General features: G+C 72.5%; 19 protein-coding genes. 5 read left to right on the top strand and 14 right to left on the bottom strand.

Annotated elements, in window-relative coordinates; translation table 11 throughout:
* Nucleotides 1–116 precede the first annotated feature (116 nt).
* Nucleotides 117–878 (top strand): ABC transporter ATP-binding protein, encoded by a 762-nt coding sequence (locus VK611_04545; GenBank protein HMG40570.1) that lies wholly within the window; start codon nucleotides 117–119, stop codon nucleotides 876–878.
* Nucleotides 875–3,754: an FtsX-like permease family protein gene (locus VK611_04540; GenBank protein ID HMG40569.1), complete on the top strand. Its 2,880-nt coding sequence runs from the start codon at nucleotides 875–877 to the stop codon at nucleotides 3,752–3,754. Before VK611_04545 ends, VK611_04540 begins: the two co-directional genes overlap by 4 nt.
* A 77-nt stretch (nucleotides 3,755–3,831) precedes the next feature.
* Here the strand turns inward: VK611_04540 and VK611_04535 are convergent, their stop codons facing one another.
* The 3 genes from VK611_04535 to VK611_04525 are packed head-to-tail and all read right to left on the bottom strand — an operon-like array spanning nucleotide 3,832 to nucleotide 6,927.
* Nucleotides 3,832–4,965, bottom strand: coding sequence for an AI-2E family transporter (locus VK611_04535; GenBank protein HMG40568.1), 1,134 nt, complete (start codon nucleotides 4,963–4,965; stop codon nucleotides 3,832–3,834).
* Between the two features lie 44 nt (nucleotides 4,966–5,009).
* The gene (locus VK611_04530; protein ID HMG40567.1) at nucleotides 5,010–5,726 is read right to left on the bottom strand and encodes a response regulator transcription factor; all 717 of its coding nucleotides are present in this window, start codon (nucleotides 5,724–5,726) and stop codon (nucleotides 5,010–5,012) included.
* A complete protein-coding gene (locus tag VK611_04525; GenBank protein ID HMG40566.1) occupies nucleotides 5,719–6,927 on the bottom strand; it encodes a PspC domain-containing protein in 1,209 nt (402 codons plus the stop codon). Before VK611_04525 ends, VK611_04530 begins: the two co-directional genes overlap by 8 nt.
* 294 nt (nucleotides 6,928–7,221) lie before the next feature.
* Here VK611_04525 and VK611_04520 point away from each other — a divergent pair, with 294 nt between their 5' ends.
* Both VK611_04520 and VK611_04515 read left to right on the top strand, forming a co-directional pair.
* Nucleotides 7,222–8,505 (top strand): PspC domain-containing protein, encoded by a 1,284-nt coding sequence (locus tag VK611_04520; GenBank protein HMG40565.1) that lies wholly within the window; start codon nucleotides 7,222–7,224, stop codon nucleotides 8,503–8,505.
* Nucleotides 8,498–8,749 (top strand): hypothetical protein, encoded by a 252-nt coding sequence (locus VK611_04515; protein ID HMG40564.1) that lies wholly within the window; start codon nucleotides 8,498–8,500, stop codon nucleotides 8,747–8,749. The genes VK611_04520 and VK611_04515 overlap by 8 nt, the downstream gene beginning before the upstream one ends.
* Here VK611_04515 and VK611_04510 read toward each other — a convergent pair.
* The 11 genes from VK611_04510 to VK611_04460 form a co-directional block, all read right to left on the bottom strand.
* Entirely contained in the window at nucleotides 8,651–9,520 is an 870-nt protein-coding gene (locus VK611_04510) for a hypothetical protein (protein HMG40563.1), read from the bottom strand. The genes VK611_04515 and VK611_04510 overlap by 99 nt on opposite strands.
* 75 nt (nucleotides 9,521–9,595) lie before the next feature.
* Entirely contained in the window at nucleotides 9,596–10,909 is a 1,314-nt protein-coding gene (locus VK611_04505) for a GNAT family N-acetyltransferase (protein ID HMG40562.1), read from the bottom strand.
* Nucleotides 10,910–10,943: 34 nt separating this feature from the next.
* Complete coding sequence (locus VK611_04500) at nucleotides 10,944–11,666, bottom strand: DUF2071 domain-containing protein (GenBank protein ID HMG40561.1); 723 nt, start codon at nucleotides 11,664–11,666, stop codon at nucleotides 10,944–10,946.
* A gap of 473 nt (nucleotides 11,667–12,139) precedes the next feature.
* Nucleotides 12,140–12,898: a hypothetical protein gene (locus tag VK611_04495; GenBank protein HMG40560.1), complete on the bottom strand. Its 759-nt coding sequence runs from the start codon at nucleotides 12,896–12,898 to the stop codon at nucleotides 12,140–12,142.
* The gene (locus VK611_04490) at nucleotides 12,898–13,449 is read right to left on the bottom strand and encodes a sigma-70 family RNA polymerase sigma factor (GenBank protein HMG40559.1); all 552 of its coding nucleotides are present in this window, start codon (nucleotides 13,447–13,449) and stop codon (nucleotides 12,898–12,900) included. Before VK611_04490 ends, VK611_04495 begins: the two co-directional genes overlap by 1 nt.
* Nucleotides 13,450–13,796: 347 nt before the next feature.
* Complete coding sequence (locus VK611_04485) at nucleotides 13,797–14,411, bottom strand: RICIN domain-containing protein (protein ID HMG40558.1); 615 nt, start codon at nucleotides 14,409–14,411, stop codon at nucleotides 13,797–13,799.
* 356 nt (nucleotides 14,412–14,767) lie between these two features.
* The gene (locus tag VK611_04480; GenBank protein ID HMG40557.1) at nucleotides 14,768–15,664 is read right to left on the bottom strand and encodes a TIGR03621 family F420-dependent LLM class oxidoreductase; all 897 of its coding nucleotides are present in this window, start codon (nucleotides 15,662–15,664) and stop codon (nucleotides 14,768–14,770) included.
* A gap of 146 nt (nucleotides 15,665–15,810) precedes the next feature.
* Nucleotides 15,811–16,896 (bottom strand): D-alanyl-D-alanine carboxypeptidase family protein, encoded by a 1,086-nt coding sequence (locus VK611_04475; GenBank protein ID HMG40556.1) that lies wholly within the window; start codon nucleotides 16,894–16,896, stop codon nucleotides 15,811–15,813.
* 16 nt (nucleotides 16,897–16,912) lie between these two features.
* Nucleotides 16,913–17,593 carry a hypothetical protein gene (locus VK611_04470; protein HMG40555.1) on the bottom strand — a complete coding sequence of 227 codons (681 nt, stop codon included), beginning with the start codon at nucleotides 17,591–17,593 and terminating at the stop codon, nucleotides 16,913–16,915.
* Nucleotides 17,594–17,790: 197 nt separating this feature from the next.
* Nucleotides 17,791–18,402 carry a hypothetical protein gene (locus VK611_04465; GenBank protein HMG40554.1) on the bottom strand — a complete coding sequence of 204 codons (612 nt, stop codon included), beginning with the start codon at nucleotides 18,400–18,402 and terminating at the stop codon, nucleotides 17,791–17,793.
* Nucleotides 18,403–18,450: 48 nt separating this feature from the next.
* Entirely contained in the window at nucleotides 18,451–20,661 is a 2,211-nt protein-coding gene (locus tag VK611_04460; protein HMG40553.1) for a bacterial transcriptional activator domain-containing protein, read from the bottom strand.
* Between VK611_04460 and VK611_04455 the strand changes: the two genes are divergently transcribed.
* Nucleotides 20,627–21,059, top strand: a 433-nt coding sequence (locus VK611_04455; GenBank protein HMG40552.1) for a hypothetical protein, incomplete at its 3' end; no start/stop codon positions are given. The genes VK611_04460 and VK611_04455 overlap by 35 nt on opposite strands.

The following is a 21,059-nucleotide window of genomic DNA, read 5'->3' as shown; positions in this document are numbered from 1 at the left end:
CTGTGACAGTCGAGGTCTTCTCGGGGGCGACACCTAAGGGGCATCCCCGATATCGGGCCGGGGTGGGGCGGGCTTACGGTCGCTGTGTCCCTCGAAGCAACTGAGGCGGAGGAGCCATGACCACGATCCTGTCCGCGCGCGCCGTTCGGAAGATCTACCGGACCGGCTCGCAGGAGGTGGAGGCCCTGCGGGGCGTCGACCTCGACATCAGCCAGGGTGAGCTGGTGACCGTGATGGGCCCGTCGGGCAACGGCAAGACCACCCTGCTCAACTGCCTCTCGGGACTCGACGACATCGACGACGGCACCGTCAGCATCGACGGCGTCGACATCCACCGCATGTCCGACGCCAAGCGCACCGCCCACCGGGCCGCCCGCATGGGCTTCATCTTCCAGGCCTTCAACCTCGTGCCCGTGCTGTCGGCCCGGGAGAACGTGGAGCTGCCGCTGCTGGTCAACGGCATCCGCCCCAAGCAGGCCCGCCTGAAGGCGCAGCTCGTGCTCGACCGCGTCGGGCTCGCCGAGCGCGCCACCCACCGCCCCACCGAGCTGTCCGGCGGCGAGCAGCAGCGCGTCGCCATCGCCCGGGCGCTGGTCAGCGAGCCCGCCATCGTGTGGGCCGACGAGCCGACCGGCAACCTCGACAGCCAGACCGCCGAGGCCGTGCTCGACGTCCTCCACGAGGCCCACCAGGGCGGCCAGACGCTGGTGCTCGTGACCCACGACCGTGGGATCGGGGCGTCGGGCACCCGCCTCGTGCAGGTGCGCGACGGCCGGGTCGTCTACGACGGCTCCCCGTCGATCCTCCACGCCGACCAGGACGACGGCCACGGCCACGGCAGCGGTGACACCCGCAGGCCGACGGCGGCGGTCGGATGATCGTCGTCCTCGCGCTGGTGCTGCCGCTGGTCGGGGTCATGGTGTTCGACCTCGTGCGGCGGCGGAGCCTGCGGCGCATGGCGCTGCGCAACATCGTGCGGCGGCCGGTCGAGGCGCTGCTGGTGGTGGGGGGCGCCGCGCTCGGCACGGCGATCATCACCTCGGCGTTCGTGGTGGGCGACACGTTCGACACGTCGATCCGGGACATCGCCCGCACCGACTACGGCCCGGTCGACGAGGTGGTCGAGACCGACGACGTCGCCCAGGTCGGCTGGCTGGCAAGCCTCGTCGGTGACGAGGACGACTCGCGGCTCCACGTCGACGGCGTGATGCCGCTGGTGTGGGCCCCGGCCGCGGTAGCCGCGGGCGACACGAGCGACACCGCCCGCGCCGAGCCCCAGATCAGCGTGGCCGAGATGGACTTCGACGCCGGCCGCGCCTTCGGCGGTGACATCACGGCGACCGGCCTCGCCGACGCCGGCGCCACCCCCGAGGGCAGCGAAACGGTGCTCAACGAGCACCTCGCGGAGGAGCTGGAGGTCGGCGAGGGCGACACCGTCGAGGTCTTCGCGTACGGCGAGACCAGGAGCTTCACCGTGCGCGACGTGCTGCCCCAGGTCGGCCTGGCCGGCTACGTCGGCATGTACGTGGCGCCCGGCACCATCGCCGAGCTGGCCGGCACCATCGCCGCCGGCAACGACGGGACACCGCCCGTCGGCGAGGTGCTGGTCTCCAACGACGGCGGTGTGTTCGACGGCGCCACCCGCACCGACTCGGTGGTCAGCGCCCTGGAGCGGCGGCTCGGCGACGACACCCTGAACGTCCGCCCGGTGAAGCAGGACCTGCTCGACGACGCCCGGGACAGCGGCGCCGAGGTGCGCGAGCTGTTCACCGTGATGGGCGTCTTCAGCGCCCTCGTCGGTGTGCTGCTGCTGGTGAACCTGTTCGTGATGCTGGCCGAGGAGCGCAAGGCCGAGCTGGGCATGCTCCGGGCCGTCGGCATGAAGCGCAACCACCTCGTGCGGCTGTTCGGCCTCGAGGGCGGCCTCTACTCGCTGGTCGCCGCGGTGCTGGGCGCGCTCGGGGGCATCGCCGTCGGCAAGGTGCTGGTGCTCGCCACCGAGAGCGTCATCGCCGCCGACGACGACCTCACCTTCGTCTTCGACGCCAAGCCGTCGAGCCTGGTGACCGGCGCCCTGATCGGGCTGGTCATCTCGCTGCTGACCGTGTGGGGCACCAGCACCCGCATCGCCCGCCTCAACGTCATCCGGGCGATCCGCGACCTGCCCGAGCCGGCCGTCCGCCGCACGTCGATCCTGAAGCTCCTGCTCTCCGGGGTGGGTGTGTTGACGGGCCTGGTGCTCACCAACGCCGGCATCAGCGGGAACGCCCCCACGCCCACGTTCATCGGCCCGGCACTGGCGCTCGGCTCGGCGGTGCCGCTGTTCAGCCTGCTGCTCCCCCGCCGGGGCGTGATGGCCGTGGCCGGAGCGCTGTCGGGGCTGTGGGCGATCGTCGCCGTGGCCGTCGTGCCCGACGTGTTCGACGACGCCGGCATCGACATGTTCGTCGCCCAGGGCGTGGTGCTGGTGGCCGCGGCTGTCGCCCTGGTGTCGCAGGCCGATCGGGCCTGGGCGTGGGTCGCCGACCGCCTGGCCGACCGGGGCGCCAGTGTCGTCGGACGGCTCGCCGTCGCCTACCCGCTGGCCCGACGGGTGCGCACCGGCATCCTCCTGGCGATGTTCTCGCTGGTCATCTTCACGATGACGTTCATGTCGGCGATCAGCGACGCCAACCTGGCCCAGGCGCCGGCGATGGCCCGGGACGCCTCCGCCGGCTGGGACCTGTGGGTCGACTCGTCGCCCACCAACCCGCTGCCCGCCGCGACGGTGGAGCGGGACGACGACGTCACCGCCACCGCCACGCTCCTGCGAGGCTTCGCCGACCTCACCGTGAGGCCGGCCGGCAGCGACGACCGGAGCGAGGCGAGCGGCGAGGAAGCCTGGCCCGTGACCGGCTACGACGAGTCGTGGCTGACGGCCGGCGTCCCCGAGCTGACCGAACGCCTCGACCGCTTCCCCGACGACCGGGCGGCCCTGGAGGCGGTGGCCTCGGACCCGACCCTCGCCGTCGCCACCGACCAGCTGCTCGAAGGCGACGGCCCACCCGGTGGGGCGACCATTGAGCTCGGCGACACGGTGACCGCCGTCGACCCCGGCAGCGGCCGGGAGCGCACCTTCACGCTGGCGGCGTTCGTCGACGTCGACTGGAACGGGAACGGCCTGATGATCGGCCGGGACGCGGCCGGTGAGCTGCTGGGCGACAACGCCGTCGACAACCGCATGTACGTGTCGGTGGCCGACGGCGCCGACCCCGAGGCCGTGTCGGAGCGGCTCACCGCCGAGGGGATCGCCTACGGCGCCGACGCCAGCACCTTCGTCGCCGCCGTAGAGGAGGAGATGGAGGAGATGCAGGGCTTCATGCGGCTCCTGCAGGGCTACCTGGGCCTCGGGTTGCTGATCGGCATCCTCGGCCTGGGCGTGGTGATGGTGCGGGCGGTGCGCGAGCGGCGCCGGCAGATCGGCATGCTGCGGGCGATCGGCTTCTCGGCCCGGGTGGTGCGGCGGGCCTTCCTCGCCGAGGCCGGGTTCGTGGCCGTCCAGGGCATCGTGCTCGGCATCGGCCTGGGGCTGGTGGTGTCGTACCAGATGCTGCAGAGCGACGTGATGGGCGACCCGCTCCCCTTCACCGTGCCGTGGCTGGCGGTCGCCGTCCTGCTCCTGGTGCCGGGCGCCGCGGCGATGCTGGCCGCCCTCGCCCCCGCCGCCCAGGCGTCCCGCATCCAACCGGCGGCCGCCCTCCGCATCGCCGAGTAGCCCGACGCCCACCCCGCCCCCGTCGCCAGCGAAGTGGCGGCGGCGCTCCCGCCGAGGGGCACCGCCGCCACTCCGGCCTATGTCGGCGCCGAGGCAGTGGCGCCGGTCGGGGGTGAGGTCGGGGGTGAGGGCGACGCGTCGGAGGCCGGCGCCGCCCGCCAGGTGGTGACCATGGCGGTGACCGCGGCGGTGAGCGGCACGGCGACGAAGGCCCCCGCCAGCCCCGCCAGTGCCCCTCCCGCGGTGACCGCCACCAGGACCACCAGCGGGTGCAGCTGCGTCGTCCGACCGAGGATGACGGGTGCCAGGACGTCGTTGTCGAGCTGCTGCACCACCAGGGCGACGACGGCGACCGCCGCCGCGGCCACCAGCCCGCCCTCCGCCAGGGTCACCAGGACCGCCAGGACGCCGGCCACGATCGCCCCGACGATCGGCACGAAGGCGGCGATCAACGTCAGCACGGCGATCGGCGCACCCATCGACGGCGACGCCAGCAGCGCCACCGCGCCGCCGATGATGGTGCCCTCCACCAGGCCCAGCAGCAGGCAGCCCTTCAGGTAGCCGCGCAGGCCCTCGACCCCGGCCCGGCTGGTCGCCCGCACCCGCTCCCGGCGGGCCTCGGGCCACAGGCCCAACGCCGACGCGCCCAACCGCCGCTGGTCCTTGACCAGGAAGAACCCCACCAGCACCGCCAGAACCGACCCCGCCAGCACCTCCAGCGCCGTGGTGGTGCTCTTGGCCAGCCCACCGCCCCGGGCCCAGCGGCGGGCGGCGTCGCCGGCCTCGTCGCCGAGGTCGTCGCGGGCCTGCTCGACGTCCTTGCGGTCGAGGTCGGCGGGGCCGTCGACCAGCCAGTCGGCGAGCTGGTCGGCGCTCTCGCTCACGCTCTCCGATATCTCGTCGGTGTCGCTGACCGCCAGCGACACCGACCCGACGGTGAGCGCCAGCACCGCCACCACCACGCCGAACACCGCGACGAGGGCAGCGAGGCCGGCCGGCATGCCCCGGCGACGCTGCCAGTCGGCGAAGGGCGCCACCAACGTCGCCAGCAGGCCACCCACGAACAGCGGCAGCATCACCACCCGCAGCCGCATGAACAGGAGGAACGCCCCGACCAGCAGCAGGCCGATGCCGAGCAGACGCCAGGCGTCCTCGGCCGCGCCACGCCACCCACGGCCCTCGCCCTGGCGATCCAGTCCTGCGTCGACCATCCCCTGCCTGTTCCACCAGGAGGGTCAGGGCAAACGGCGGCGCCTCAGACGAGGCGGCGGTCGGTGGCCCAGCGGGTGAGCTCGTGGCGGCTGGAGAGCTGCAGCTTGCGGAGGACCGACGACACGTGCGTCTCGACGGTCTTGATCGACAGGCCCAGCCGCCGGGCCAGCTCCTTGTAGGTGTAGCCCCGGGCGATCAACCGCAGCACCTCGCGCTCGCGGGGCGTGAGCTGGTCGAGCTCGGGGTCGAGCGACTTGCCCGACGGCAGGTCGCCGGCGAAGGCGTCGAGCACGAAGCCCGCCAGCCGGGGCGAGAACACGGCGTCGCCCTCCCGGACCCGCTGGACGGCGTCGGCCAGGTCGTCGGCCGAGATGGTCTTGGTGACGTAGCCCCGGGCGCCGGCCCGGATGACGCCGATCACGTCCTCGGCCGCGTCGCTCACCGACAGGGCCAGGAACACCACGTCGGGCCGGCGCCGCCGCACCGCCTCGATCACCGCCTTGCCCCCGCCACCGGGCAGGTGGACGTCGAGCAGGACCACGTCGGGCCCGGTGGCGACGATGCCGTCCACCGCGGTCTCCACGTCGGTGGCCTCGCCCACCAGGTCGACCCGGCCGGCCAGCTCCGCCCGCACGCCGGCGAGGAACAGCCGGTGGTCGTCGACCAGGAACACCCGCACCTGCCGGTCGACCCGGATCGGCGGCGGGGGCGGCGGGGGTGTCGGTGTCGGGGGCGGCGGGCCCGGGTCGGCGTCACTCATGGAGGCTCATCCTGAGGGTCACCTCGGTGCCCTCGCCGGGGGCGCTGCGGACCTTGGCCGTGCCGCCGTGGCGGGCCATGCGGCCGATGATCGAGTCCGCGATGCCCCGCCGGTCGCCGTACACGGCCGACGGGTCGAACCCCTTGCCCCGGTCGCGCACGAACGCCTCGATCGCGCCGTCCTCCACCTCGACGTAGACCGACACCTCGGGCTCGCCGCTGTGCTTGGCGGCGTTGACGGCCGCCTCCCGCAGCGCCGCCACCAGGGCGTCCAGGTGCTCGTCGAGGGGCAGGTCGCCGACGGCCACCACGTCGACGGTGACGTCGTGGTCGGCCTCGATGTCGTTGCTCAGGCGGTCGAGGGCGGCGGCCAGGCTGGCGGGAGAGCCGTCGGGGTTGCGGGCGTCGAACAGCCACGCCCGCAGCTCCCGCTCCTGGCGCCGGGCCAGGCTGCGCGACTGCTGGGGCGACTCGGCGTGCCGCTGGATCAGCGCCAGGGTCTGCAGCACGGAGTCGTGCAGGTGAGCCGCCATGTCGGCCCGCTCCTCGCTGCGGATCCGCTCGCCGCGCTCGTCGCGGAGCTGGCGCGCCAGGCCGACGATCCACGGCCCCAGCAGCAGGGCGATCCCGCACGCCGTCACCAGCATGCCGAGGCCCACCTGGCCGACGCCGTCGAAGGTGGGGTTGGCGGCGAAGAACCAGCCCAGACCAGCGATCAGCAGCAGGCCGCCGATGTGGAACCGCAGCCACATGCCCTTGCCGGTGAGCACGGCGAACGGGTCACCGGGCAGGCGGGCGACGGCGTCGCGCCAGCGGGCCCGGTCCTCGTCACCCGAGCGCGACCATAGGATCCCCAGGCCCACCGCACCGCACGCCGCCGGCCAGACCAGGTGGTCAGGGAAGAACGGCGACACCCATCGCACCAGCAGCAGGGTGCCGAGCGTCATCAGCACGACGGCCGCCGAGCGCTGGTAGCCGGCCGGCGGGGCGTCGGCCTCGGCGCCCAGAACTGCAGCGCCCTCGACCTCTTCCGCCCCGACCTCCGGTATCACCAGCCACGCCACCACGTAGGCGACCACCCCGACCCCGTTGGCGAACGACAGCAGCACCACCGCGATCCGCACGAACGTCGGGTCGACGCCCAGCCAGCGGGCGATGCCGGCGCACACACCGGCGAACACCCGGTCGTCCGGGCGCCGCACCAGGCCCTCGGGTAGCGCCAGGCCCGCGGCGCGGCGCGGCGGTGCCGGCCGGGTCGGGGGTCGCTGGGGCGCCGGCGGCGTCGGAGGGCGCAGGGGTGCGGGTGGGGTGGGCGGCCTCGGTCGCGACGGCGGCGTCGGCGGGCGCGGCGGTGCCGGTGGGGTGGGGGGTCGCGGAGGTGTCGACGGAGCCATCAGTGCGTTCATGATGTCAAGTACCTTGGCATTCCGCCTCCGGGGTGCCGTCGGGGGAATCCCTGATTGTCGCGGCCGCCTGGTCTGCGGATGATGGCCATCATGACCAGTGGACCCGAACCGCGCCGCCTCTACCGGGAGCCGGAGGAGCAGAAGGTCGCCGGCGTCTGCGGCGGCCTGGCCGACTACATCGGCGTCGACCCGACGATCGTGCGCCTGGCGCTGGTGCTGGTGACGCTCACCACGTGGTTCGGCATCCCCCTCTACGCGATCGCCGCCATCGTGATCCCCCGGCGGCCCGACCAGGTGCCCCGCCAGCAGGCACCGCAGCGGCTCATCCCCGAGGGCTCGACGACGCCGGTGGTGGTCGGCCTGCTGGTCCTCGCCGCCCTCGCCATGATGCGCGGCAACCGCCCGTGGTTCGACGTGCCGACGATCGGGTTCGTGCTGCTCGGCCTCGGCGTCTGGCTGTTCGTGGCCGACCGCGACGGGTCTCCCCAGAAGGTGGGCCCACCTTTCACCGCGACGAGTGGCGGAGCGACTACGCTCACGAACGAAGTTGCGCCTCCCCCCGGCGCAGCTGGTGATACGACGGAGGACGACCTCGCGACGAGGGTCCCGTCCTCCGTCCCCGACGACAGTGCCGTGAGCGCTGACCCCCAGGGCGAAGTTCCTCCCCCGGTTCCGCCCTGGGGGTTCGGGTCACCCGAGCTCCCCGCACCGCCGATCCCGCCGGCGCCGCCCCCTCCCCCGGTGCCGTTCGACCGCCAGCGGGGCCTCATCCTCTCGGTGCTGTGCATCGGCGCCGGCATCGTCGCCCTGCTCACGGCGCTCGACGTCGTCTCGTTCGGGTTCAGCACCACCGTCGCGGGCGGCCTGGTGGTGATCGGCGCCGGGATGGTCGTCGGAGCGATCCGGGGCCGGGCACGCTGGCTGATCGGGCTGGGGATCCCCGCCGTCGCCCTGCTGCTGCTCGACGACATGCTCACCGTCCCGTTCGACGCCGGCATCGGCGACCGCACGGTCGTGGTCGACCGGGACGGCCGCAACACCGAGGAGCACGAGATGGCGATCGGCGAACTGATGCTCGACCTGCGCTACGTCGAGGGCGACCGCCGCGACCCGCCCCGGATCGAGGCCGCGGTCGGCGCCGGCAACCTGGTCGTCCTCGTGCCCCCCGACATGACGGCACGGGTCGACGCCGACGTCGGTGCCGGCAACATCACCGCCCGGGGCGGCGGGATCGACGAGATCGAGGACGACGGCGTCGACGTGAGCCGCAGCTTCACCCTCGAACGGGACGAGGACACGCCCGAGGGCGAGGGCCGGCTGGTGGAGCTGGACCTGCGGGTCGACCTCGGCGAGGTGGAGGTGCACCATGGATGACCACCGGTTCGACCCGATCACGCTGGTGTTCGGCGTGGTCTTCGTGGCCGCCGGGCTGATCGTGCTGTTCGACGGGTCGCTGCTCGACGACGGCCGCTTCCTGGTGCCCACCGGGCTCATCGCCCTGGGGGCCGCCCTGTTCGTGTCAGGTCGCTCCCGCGAGGACCGCCCGAGCGACGAGGTCGGTGCCGAAGGCGGTGAGGATGGCCAGGTAGAGGAGACCGGTGGCGGCCATCACGGCTGAGTAGTAGCGCTCCCGCAGCGCCGCCCGGGTGACGACGACCAGGCCGATCGTGGTGACCACGCAGGCCACCCAGAACCAGCCGAGCATCCCGCCCCAGCCGTCGTCGACCGTGCCGGCCAGCACCGACAGCATCCCGGTCGGCCACACGAGGACGATCACCTCGAGGGGCCACACCAGGCCCGTCCAGCGCACCAGCTCCAGCAGGGGGCGGCGGGCCAGGCCCGGCTGCACCAGGTACCAGTGGCCCAGCAGCATGGCGTCGGACACCGCTCCCAGGAACACCGCGCCGACGACGACCCGGGCGATCGAGAGGCCCACCGGGTCGCCGGCCGCCACGCCCGCGGCGACGAGGCCGGGCAGCCCGACCAGGGGCGCGACCAGGTCGAGCTGCGGGGGGAACTCGGGGCCGCGCTGGTCGGCCTCGGGGAGGGGTTCGTAGGTGCGCTCGATGCCGGTCATGGCGGCGACCCGCTCGGACTTGCGGGCCTTGCGCTCGTGCTCGCCCCGCACGCCGGCCTTGCGGCGCACGATCGACACCGCCAGCGCCCCGCCGCTGGCCGCCACCACGGCGATCGACGACGCCTCGCGCACCGGCACCGGGTCGATCGCCAGGCCGACGGCCGCGGCGCCCGCCGCCATCAGCAGGTAGAGGCCCCGGAGGAGCCAGCCGTAGCCGATGCCCACCTCCCGCGACCGGGTGGTGACCCACAGGAACAGCAGGCCGCCGACGGCCCACTGCAGCAGCACGGTGGCGGCGTCGAGGCGGATCACCGACCGAGGCTAACCCGCCGAAATCTCGACAGAGACGGTCGCCATGGCGCCACGTCCGTCGAAGTTTCGGACGGCTCAGGCGTCGACGACGACCAGGGTGTGGTCGACGGTGTTGAGGGCGTCGGGCCCGGCCTCCGAGGCGACGACGATGTCTTCCAGGCGCAGGCCGAAGCGGTCGGGCACGTAGATGCCGGGCTCGATCGAGAACGCGTGGCCCGCCGCCAGCGGGGTGTCGTTGCCGGCGACGATGTAGGGGTCCTCGTGCTCCTCGACGCCGATGCCGTGCCCGGTGCGGTGGATGAAGCGCTCGCCGAGCCCCGCATCCGAGATGATGCGCCGGGCCGTGGCGTCGACCTCGGCGCAGGTCGTGCCCACGACGGCCGCTGCCACCGCCGCCTGCTGGGCCTCGTGCAGCACGGCGTAGGCCTCGGCCACCTGGGTGGGCACCGGCCCGCCACCGGCGACGACGCAGCGGGTGATGTCGCTGCAGTAGCCGACGCCGTCGTCGTCGAGCATGGTGCCGCCGAAGTCGCACAGCACCACCTCGCCGGCCCGGACCACCCGCTCGGAGGCGTCGTGGTGGGGGCTGGCGGCGTTCTCGCCGGCGGCGACGATGGCGAAGTTCACGTGCTGGTGCCCGGCGTCGAGGATGCGGCGGCCCAGCTCGGCGGAGATGTCGGCCTCGGTGCGCCCCACCAGGGGGATGCGGCCGGCCTGGAGCTCGGCGGCCACGGCGTCGACGGCAGCCCCGGCCCGCCGCAGCGCCTCGACCTCGGCCTTGTCCTTCACCGCCCGCAGCGACCCGACGACGCCGCTCGCCTTGCCCCAACCGGCGTCCGGCAGGGCCCCCTGGAGGTCGAGGAGGAAGCGGGACCAGGTGCGGTCACCGATGGCGAGCCGCCCGTCGGCCGCCGACCCCACGAGGCCCGCGACGACGGCGATCGGGTCGTCGGTCTCGTCCCAGGGGTGCAGGCGGAACACCTCGGGGTGCTCGACGACCCGGGGCGCCTCCAGGCGGGGCACCACCAGCACGGCGTCGGCGTCGCGGGGCAGCACCAACATGGTGAGGCGCTCCAGCGGCATCGCCGTGTACCCGGTCAGCCACGGCAGATCAGGCCCGACCGACAGCAGCACCACGTCGACACCCAGCTCATCCATGCGCCCCCGCACCCGGGCAAACCGTTCGGCGAACATGCCGCCCAGACTACGAGCGCCGAGCATCAGCCGACCGATGCCGCGGCGACGGTGGGTCGCCGCGGCCAGCACCGGCTCGACGAACGCGGTCGGCCGGCAGTCGTTGATGAGGTTCGGGACGATCGTCAGGCACGCGTTCCCGACGATCTCCCGGTCCCGTTCCGCGACGTAGTCCGTGAGAGTCGGCGTGGCCATCATGCGGTCCCAGGTCGCACACTGCCGAGGCGACTCAGGTGTTCTGGCCTGCGGGCAGGTGTAGCGGATCGCGGGGATGCCAGGTGACGGGGATGTCGCGCATGAGCAGGGCGCAGTCGAGGGTGGCGGCGCCGGGCGGGAATTGGTCGGCCCAGTCGAAGAAGGTGGAGCGCACGCTGGTGACCCGGACTGGATCGACTTGCCAGGCGTTCGTGCGCAGCTCGAGGCCGTCGAGCTGGTCGCCTCGGCCGGTAGCGGAGTAGCCCACGGAGCCCTCGCGGAAGAACGCCGACGCCTCGTCGACATCACGGAACAGCCGACCATCGCCGAGTTCGGCGACTGGTTCGACGACGACGTCGACGGACACGGTGCGGTCGATGCTGGTGAACGCCACGCGCAGAGTGTCGGCGGTTTCCCGGTTGGTGAACTTGGCCCGGTGATGTTCACCGGGGAAGAGGCGCCCGCCGATGAGGGCGTTGAGCCACGATCCGGTGTCACGTCGCGGGATGTAGACGCCGGTGGCTGTTCCGTCCCGTGACTGTGGGTCGTCCCATTCGACGGCGATCCGGTGAGCGGCGTTCTCGCTGCGCAGCCCGACCTGGCGTGGCCATCCCTTGGGCCGGAGGTGTCCGAGGCGGATGAGGCAGATCCCAGCGACCGCCCAGCCGTCGACCAGCTGGGGCCGGAACGGCGCGGGGAGCATCGCTCCGACGACCTCGGGATCGACCCGATAGTTGACCAGGAGTCGGCGTTCCACGACCCCTTCGATCACCGGCAGCTTCATGATGTCTCGGCCGCTGCGCCGCGGCGACGGCGGCGGAGCACGATCTGGTCCGGGCAGACGGCTGAGAGGAAACCACCGACGCACAACGCCAGCCGTTCCTCCACCAGCGAATAGTAGATCCGGTTCGCGTCTCGCCGTTCCTGCACCAATCCTGCGGACTTGAGGACGCCAAGATGCCGGGAGACGGACGGCAAGCGCGTCCGCCGCTGCCGAGAGCTGTCGACCACCCACCGTGACGGCCCGCAGGAGTTGCTCAAGTAGCACCTTCGGACAGGGTCCGAGTAGCTCGAGCTACGACCCATCTATTGACCATTCGGCCGGCTGCTTCTTGACAGTTGTTCAAGTAGAGGTTGGGCACTTGTCGGTTCTTGGGGTTCGAAGGGAAGTTGAGCGGCTCGGACTGTGGGAGCCCGTTGATCAGCGGGTTCCCACAGTCCGAGTGCGGTCTATTGGCCTGGCCCGATGTCGGTGCAGTTGACCGTGTAGCCGCTGTCCTGCACGGCCTGTGGATCGCCGGCACGTGCCGCGTCGGCGATCGCCTGCCACATGGCGATCACGCCTCCGTCGCCGGGAAGAACAGCGGCCCCTTGGTCTGCCAGCGGTATGGGGGCACCTTCTGGAGCCGGTCGGTTGGACTGCTGGCGCGTGGGGTCGGACGCGACGAGCGCTGGCCAGGTGGGGACGGCGTCGAGCGTGGCTTGCGCTTCGGCCATCGTGGTGGTGTCGCCGGCAGCCTCCGCGTCCAACCAAGAGGTGGTCCATTGACAGGCAGCGTCGAACTCCAAGGTCGACCGGAGAGCCGATTCGGTCATCTCGGTCGGCTCGCCGGACATGGACGCGGTGAGGTCATCGAAGCTGCCGCCCGCAGGCAACGCGATGTCGCCGCCCACCTCGGCGATGACCTCGGAGGCATCGGGCGCGTCGAGCCGGATCAGCTCGCCGGTTCCTTCTTCTCCTCCGGAGCCGAAAAGGCCGGTGCGGGCGAAGAACCCGTCGGCAGCAGCCGCGCCGGCACCGAGGCCGAGCGCGGCGACCACGGTGACGGCGATGACGGCTCGCTTGCGTCGAGATGGACCGGTGAACGTTGTGATCGGCATGTCGAGGATCTCCTCTCGCAGCGCGTCCAGTGCGCCGCGGACCTCCGGCCCGTTGTCACAGATGGGATCCGCTGATGCGATCTGCTCGTCGAGCGGGTCGTCTGCCATCAGATCTCCTCCGAGCCGGGAAGAGCAACGGTTGCTCTTCGGTCGACCACTTGTCCGGTCCTCATCGATCGTTTCCGACTCATGTCGCTGCCCTCAAGAAGTTGACGAAGTTGATGCCGGGCCCGATGCAGGCGCACACGGACCGCCCCCGACGACGTCCCCAGCACGACCGCGGCCTGAGCCGGCGTCAAGCCATCCCAACCCACGAGCATCAGCAGTTCCCGGTCGTCGGGCGAGAGCCTGCGGAGCGCGCCGGTGACGTCGCCGCCAATGTTCTCGGGTGCGCGAAGGACCGGAGGATGTGCTGCGAGCTCCGAGCGCAGTCGCTCGGCCAGGGCGTGCCCACGGCGTTGCCGCCGCCTTTCGTTCTGCAACATCAGCCGGGCGACGCCGTAGAGCCACAACCGCCCATCACCGCCAACGGGCACGTCGGCGAGACGCCGCCAAGCCACCACGAACACATCGGCCAACACATCCGCCGCGTCTGCCGGTTCGTCGAGACGACGCACCAGATAGGCCAGCAACGCTTCGGCATGCGCGTCGAAGAGCACGGTGAACTGCTCCGGAGGACTGGGGCAGCCCCGTTCCCGTCGACTCACAAGGTTCTCGAGGCTCGTGACTCCGGCATTGCCAGCTCTCATGTCCGGTTGGTGCCGAGCGTTACAGACGCGGGCGTTGGTCGGTTTCGGCGTTCTTTACCTGGGCTCCGGACCCATCCGGCACACCAGTCCCCTGTGCCCGCCGGGATCGCTGGCCCACTGCCGCCACCGGCGCAGACACGACGCCACCGTGTGCGGCGACGGTGCGCGGGCGCTGACGACGACCCGCACCTTTGCCTGGGGAGTGCGGCAGAAGGCTCGGTCACCTCGGGTGACCAACCCTTCTGCGTTCACGTTCGTCAGTCGCGGAGAAGGATCCAGGCCTGGTCGATGTAGCCGGGGTTGCAGGTCGTCTGCGTCGCTCGCTGCCCCACCACAAACCCACGGACCAGCAGGCAGTGGTAGCTGTAGGCGTTCGCGAGGCTGGTGTAGCGACCGATCTGCGGGGAGCCGGACATCCACCACACCTGGTCGAGGTAGGCGCTGTTGCACGTCACCTGGCTCGCCGGGGCCTCAAGCGCCCGACCCTGCACGACTAGGCACTTCCCACTGTTGGCGTTCTGGAGCAGGTACCGGGGTCCGCTGGGGTTGGTCTCCGGCCGCACGATGAAGTACCAGTACTGGTCCCGGTAGTAGCCGCAGGGTGTCTGCACCACTGGCGCCCACTGGGCGGTGCCCCGCACGACGAGGCACTGGTTGCTGTTGTCGTTCATGATCCGGTATGGACCGTAGGTCGCAGCCGGCGCCGCCACCTCCCGCTGAGGCGCAGCCGGCGCCGCCACCTCCCGCTGAGGCGCGGCCGGGGCGGCCTCCGCCGCGGGAGCGATCGCTCCGGCGAGCACGAACGCCATCAACCCCGTCACCACACTGCGCCGCCAGGACCGCACCCTGGCCCCTCCACTGGCTTCAGCCACGAACTCCTCCTCGAATCCCGTGTCGCGTGGGAGCGGTCGCTCCCGGTCGGGGCACGGTAGAGACTCGCTGCTAGCGAACTGCTAGCGAGAGCGGCGAACAGGTCGCTTGGCGGCCGGCTCGCGGGGCGCTCGGAGAGCGACGGGCTGGATCCCAGATCCACCACCGCGGGCACCTGACCACCTAACTTGACGGCCCGCCAGTTGCTCCAGTTGGACCCTACGGACAGTGGCCAAGTAACTCAAGAGCCGTCCACGCTCCATTCAGTCGGGCGCTGGTTCCGCGAAGGGGAAGGGCGCTGGCGTCGGTTGTCGCTGGTCGTTGCCGTGCTAAGTAGTGAGGGCGCGGAGCCGCTCGATCACCGGACTGAAGGCTTTGATGTCGCGAACGGTGAAGTAGTCGATGCCCCATCGCTGGTGGCACACCACGAGGTGATTGGCGATCTCGTCGTGGTGCCGAGGGCCAGGAAGGGTGTCGCCAGGGCGTCGTTGGCTGAGACGCCGAGGTCGTCGGAGAAATGGTCAGCCGCGGCTCGACGATCGTCGGTTACGACGACCACCTGGACGAGGGCGTGGAGGTGTATTGCCGGTCGGCGGACGCCGGCCTTAGCCCGGATGTGGGCGACGGTGCGATCGAGGCGCTCGGGTTCCCATCGCACCTCATGGCGCTGCCCGTATTCGAGGGTACGACCCAGGCCAGTCAGACCGACGATGTCGGCATGGCGGGCAGCGTGGGTCAAGGCGGAACGGCCGTTGACGCCGACGAGGATCGGGAGCCGCTCCTGGAGTGCGCGCATCGTGCGCACGCCCTCCAGTTGGTAGTGCTCGCCCGTGAACGTGACCTCGTCACCGTCGAGCAGGTGGCGCAGGATTTCGACGGCTTCGGCCAGCCGAGCCTTGCGCTTGGCGGGTGGATCGAACGCCGCCCCGATCCCCGCGTACTCGGGGAAGGCGTGTCCTGCCCCGATACCCAGCTCGATGCGGCCGCCGCTGAGATGGTCGATCGATGCCAACTCGCGGGCCAAATGCACCGGGTGGTAGAAGTCGTTGTTGAGAACCAGCGGACACACCCGGAGCGTCTCGGTGGCCTCGACCACAGCGAGCAGCGGAGCAAGCGGGCCCCAGGTGTCGTCGACATGGTCCGAGGTGTGGAGCACGTCGAACCCGGCCGCCTCGGCGTCGCGCGCTGCGCCCCGCAAGTCGCCCGCAGAGCTGACCGTGGCCGGAACCTGATAGCCGAAGCGGAAGCCCGTCATGGAGTCAAACTAGACGACCCGCAACCCTTCAGTTGCACATCAGGCTGAGGTCCACCTGGGAGTCGAATTAGCTCGGCCTCGCCGCGCCGCCACAGCAGCCTTCGCGACAACCGTCGCCCGCATCGGACGATGGAATCAGCGACAACCTAAGAACCATCAATAGACCAGTGCCAGGGCTCGCTGGGGAGGTTGTGGAAGCCGAAGCCGGCGGCGTTGACGTTCAGCCACTGGAAGCAGCGGGTCGACCGAGTGGAGCAGTTGTTGAAGTCGATCGCCAGGCCCTGCTCGTGCATCGACGTGCCGGGCCGGGCGGTCGGCGGCGAGCACTGGCCCGCCGGCATCTCGTAGACGGCGTAGTCGCTGGAGCCGCAGTGGGCGCGCCGCAGGGTGATCTGCTGCTCGTGGCTGCGGTAGCCGCCGCCCGACAGCGACAGGCCGTCCGCCTGGGCCGCCGCCAGCAGCTGCTCCAGCTGGGGACCGATGGCACTGTGGACGGTGATGCCCCGGACGGTCGCCAGCGTGACGGGCCCGGTCGGCAGGTTCACCACGGGGCCGCCCCCCGACGCGGCCGCCGCGGCGGTCAGCCGGTACGACTCGGCCCACGTCAGCACCTGCGCCCGGTAGGCGTCGGAGTGGTTGTAGGCCCAGATCGCCTGGTCGTAGTCGGTGGGGGCGCCGTTGCGGGCCAGCAGCCGGGCGGCGGCGTGGACGGCGTCGGCGGTCTCCCACGGGTCGGCCACGCCGTCGCCGTTGCCGTCGGTGGCGTAGCCCTGGCTCTCCTGCCCCGAGCCGATCGCGGGACCGGCCACGTCGGGGTCGAACTGGCCGGCGGTGGCCCGCCACGTCGAGCCGAGGAACTGCATGGGGCCCCGGGCGCCAGCCACGTTGACCGTGCCCCGGGGGTTGCAGCCGGCCAGCTGCGAGCGGCCGTGGTCGCACTCCACCTTGCCGATCCCCGCCAGGATCGCCCAGTCGATCTGCTCCGCCTGGGCGGCCTGCTGGTAGAGGGTGAGGAGCTCGGCGGGGATGTCGCTGAGCGCCGCGGGCGACGGCTCCACCATCGGCTGGTCGGACCCACCGGCGGCGAACACCACCAGGGCCAGGGCGAACAGCAGCATCGGGCCCAGGGCGACCCCGGCGATCATGCGGCGCGTCCCGCGCCCCTTCGCCCGCGGCGGCTCCTGCTCGAGCGCGTCCGGCTCCGGCGTCGGGTTGCTCAGCAGCTGCACCACGGTCCCGGCCCCGTCCTCAGACCCGCGAGGCCTGGCTGACGAGCCACGACCCCGGCGGCGCCTCCGTGAGCGTCACGTCGTAGATGACGAGAGCCACGGTGGTCTCCACCGACACCCGCACCACCTTCGACCCCGCACCGGCGGCCACCTCGTTCCCGGTGACGCCCTCCAGCTCCAGCGGCGCGTCGTAGCTCGCCGCGGGCAACACGTCGCGCAGCGACTGGAGGAAGGCCGGCGCGGTCAGCGGCGCCACCCGGTCGGCCAGCGCCGAGGGGGGTTCGGCGCCCCCGTAGACCGCATAGGTGGCGGCCCACCAGCGGGCCACCTCCACCGGGTCGCCCGTACCGGGGACGACGTCCAAGGCGACGGCCGGGCGCTCGTGGGCGACGTCGGGCGGCGTCAGCGTGGTGAGCGTGGTGGACGACTCGTCGACGGCCTCCGCTGCGGAGTCCGGCGCGGACGACACGTCGTCGCCGGCCGGGCGCCCCGTGGGCGGCCCCTCGTCCGCGGTGCCGGTGTCGTGGTCGCCGCTGCCTCGCAGGGCGGCCAGAGCTATCAGCGCGAACGCCACCACCGCCACCAGCACCCGTCCGTACCTGCGGAAGAACCGTGCGCCGCCCGCCGGCGCACGTGTCTCCCGATCGGCCTGCGGCTCGCCGCGACCGTCGGGCGCGTCGGGCGCGTCACCTACGGGCATCGACTGTTGCGTCCCCTCCTCTGGGGGGCCTCGGCACCGACGACCCTCAGCCAGTTCCACTGAGGAGGGCGGCAGAGTTGGCGTTGACGTCCCCGGCCCCGAGGCCCTCACTCCGATAAGTGCGCGAGCCCGGACGGATTCCTCCGAACTTTGCCCCTGTTTTCACGGACTTTCGGGATCGGGCGGAGGGTGGCAGATCAGGGGAGCGACGTCGGCACGGTGTTCGGCAGCGTCGTCGACAGCGGGCCGATCGGCTCGCCGGAATCGCCACCGACGGGGCCCTCCTCGTCGTCGCCGAAGAACCCGCCCCCGCCGCCGCCAGGGCTCTCGATGTCGCCGCTGTCGATGTCCTCGACGGTGGCGCAGTCGTCGGCCGCGCTCTCCTGGAGGCGCTGGTAGCCGGCGATGTACTCCTCGACCTCCTCCGGGTCGAGTTCGCCGTCGAGCGCCCGCTGCAGTCCCTCGGCGGCCTGGCGGGCGTCGGCGCCGTACTCCTCGGGCACCCGGTCGGCCAGCATGTCGATCTGGTTCTCGGCCATCGACTGTGCCACGCCGCTGTCGAGGATCCCGAGCTCGCCCGCCTCCTCCGGCGACACCGACTGGCCGGCGGCGGCCCGCAGCAGGAGCTCGTAGGGCACGAAGTTCCCCGAGAACACGAAGCAGAACTGCGCCAGCTCGTCCTGCTCCTGGTCGCCCAGGGCCGAGACCGAGTTGGGGTCGTCGCCCGTCCACCGGGTGAGGAAGATGAAGCCCACGAACAGGGCCGCCGCCAGCCCGGCGATGCTCAGCTTCCTCGTGCGGTCGTCCATGATCCGACGATTATGACCCGTCGTCCGGGGACGGCGACCGCGGCCGGGTCACCGGAGGCCGTTGCGGCCGCCGCGGCCGCCCTTGCCACCGCCGAGGCGGGCCCGCAGGTCGATGGTCTCCGGCTCGGGCTCCAGCTCGTCGCGGGCCAGCTTGGCGGCCAGCGTCAGGTAGCGGGCGTTCACGGCATCGGTGCTGCCCAGGCGGGCCTCGATCTCCATCGCCGCCCGCACCAGCGCCTCGTTCACCGGGCAGGCGAACAAGCCCTGGTCGACGGCCCACAGCGCCTCCTCGTAGCCGTCGGGGCCCCGGTCGGTCGACAGCTTGGCGACCAGCAGCGACGCGTCGATGACCGGCTGCTCCACCCGGTCGACCACCCGGTAGGCAGCGGCCCACTCGGCCAGCCCCTGACCCAGGTGGCCGCTGCGGAACGCCACCGTGTCGATCTGGGCGAGCTGGCCCCGGAGGACGTCGATCGCCACGTCGGGGTAGTACTGGGCGATGGCGTGGGCGTGCTGCAGGGCATGGGCCAGCAGCTCCACGTCGGTCACGACCTCGGGCGACAGGCGGTAGCGGCCCACCGGGTCGTCCTGGGCGAGCGACAGCAGGTCGGCGCCGCCCAGCACCTTGCGGGTGCCGTAGAGCAGCTTGTTGACCGTGCCGAGGGCGACCGGACGGTCCCACCACAGGTGGTCGCGCACGTCGGTGGCGCTGGCCGCCCGGCCCGACAGAGCGAGGTACGACAGCAGCTCCGGCCCCCGGTGCGTGTTCTTGTTGGGGACGTCGGGGTTGTCGCCGTAGCGGAACGAGACCACGTCGCCCTCGGGCGTCTCCACCATGTGGTCGGCGAAGATCCGCACGCAGTAGCGCCAGGCGGGCTCGAGGTAGTCGGCCGTCACCTCGGGGCCGAACTCCCGGGCCTCGCGGACCCGGGCCTCGGCAGAGGCGGGGGCAGGGGCCGGGGTCGTCTCGTCGTCGAGATCGTGGTCGGCCTCGGGGTCGAACGAGGGCATGGGCGCGGCCGGCTCGAAGCGGGGCGGCCCCGGCTGGACCGTGTCGCGCACCGGGGCACCCGGCACCACCCACTCGCGGGACGGCTCGGGCGCCGGGTCCTCGGGCTCGTTGGCCAGCATGTCGGAGATGCGGTCGAGGTCCTGGCGCTCCAGGCGGGCGGCGTTGACGGTGATGCCGAGTCGGGGGATGTGCGCCCGCCCGTCGTCGGTCACGATCACCCGGGTCGCTCCCGCACCCAGCGGGCCGAACGCCACCACGGCGACTCCCCGGCCGCCCGGCGTGGCCGCCGCGGCCAGCCGCTCCAGCAGCACGGGATCCGCAGGGGTGGCGCCGCCGTAGGCGACCACGGTGACGAACAGGCCGTCGCGGGCCATGCCCTTGGCGCGGGCCGCGGCCGTCGACCGCAGGCCCTGCATGTCGAGGAAGCCGCTGGTCTCGTCGGCGCTCTGCTCGAAGCGCCGCACCAGCTCCTGGTCGAGCTGGACGTTGGCGACGCCCTGCTCCGCCACCGACGGCACCAGCTCGTCGACCCCGATCACGGTGAGGTCGACCAGGTGGTCGGACGCCGGCTGCAGCGACAGCTCGGTGACGATCGCCTGGGCCAGCTCGGCGGCGACGACCGGGTCGCCGGCCAGCTCGATCGCCCCGAGGCTCTCCAGGTCGACGAACAGCCACTCGTCGCCGTCGGTCTTGCCGAGGCTGGTCAGGGTGTCGAGCACGGCGACGGCCGGCTGAGGGCCCGACACGAGGTCGACCTCGTCGAGGTCGTCGAGGTAGAGCTGCCAGCGGTCGGTGGCGGCGCCGACCTCGAAGGGCGGGGCCGGGTCGCACGGCTCGGCGAAGTGCACGGTGACGTTCCGGTTGGGGCCGACCAGCACGGCCGTGACCGCCGGCAGGTCCTCCTTCACGGCGAGGACGGCGCCGAGGGCCCGCGACGTGGCCCAGACCACGTCGAGCACGTCGCCGGCGGCGAACGACAGCTGGCGCTCGGTCAGGATGTCGGCCGTGAGCCGCGGTTCGATGTGACCGCCCGGCCCCCGGCGACGGCTGCGGTTGCGACGTCGACGAGCCAGCGCCACCAGCACCAGGCCGGCCAGGGCAGCGGTGCCGGCGACGGCCGCCAGGGGCACGCCGCCGGAGTCGTCGTCGTCTCGGTCGGCGGCGTCGCCGGCCAGCTCGTCACCCTCGCCGTCCCGCGCGGGGGCGGTGGTGGTGGAGCTGCCGTTCGGCGAGGTGGTGTCCGGCACCGAGCTGGGCGTGCTGGTGCCGCCGCCCGGCAGCACGGTGGGAGGCGGGGTGGTCGGGGCCGGACCGGGCGGGGTCGTCCCGCCGCCGGGGACGCCAGGGGCGGGTATGGCCCCCTCGTCCTCGCTCGGGGGCGGGGTGGTCTCCTCGGGCGGGGCCGTGGTCGGCGGGGGTGCCGCGGTCGTGGGAGGCGCCGTGGTGGCGGGCGGAGCGGTGGTCGCCGGGGCCTCGGTGGTGGGCGCCGAATCGCTGGTGCTGGGGGCCGGCGCCTCGGTGGTGGCGGGCGCCTGGTCGGGTGGGGCCTCGTCGGGCGTCTCGTCCTGGGACCGGCGCTCGGCTTCGTCGCTCCGGTCGGTGGGGGCCGGGGCGGGTGCCGGAGCCGGTTCGGTGGGGGCCGGAG

The organism is Acidimicrobiales bacterium (genome assembly GCA_035316325.1).
GTDB lineage: Bacteria > Actinomycetota > Acidimicrobiia > Acidimicrobiales > VFJN01 > DASXTK01.
Note: the sequence above shows the minus strand (reverse complement) of the source record. Positions and strands in the feature narration are given on the sequence as shown.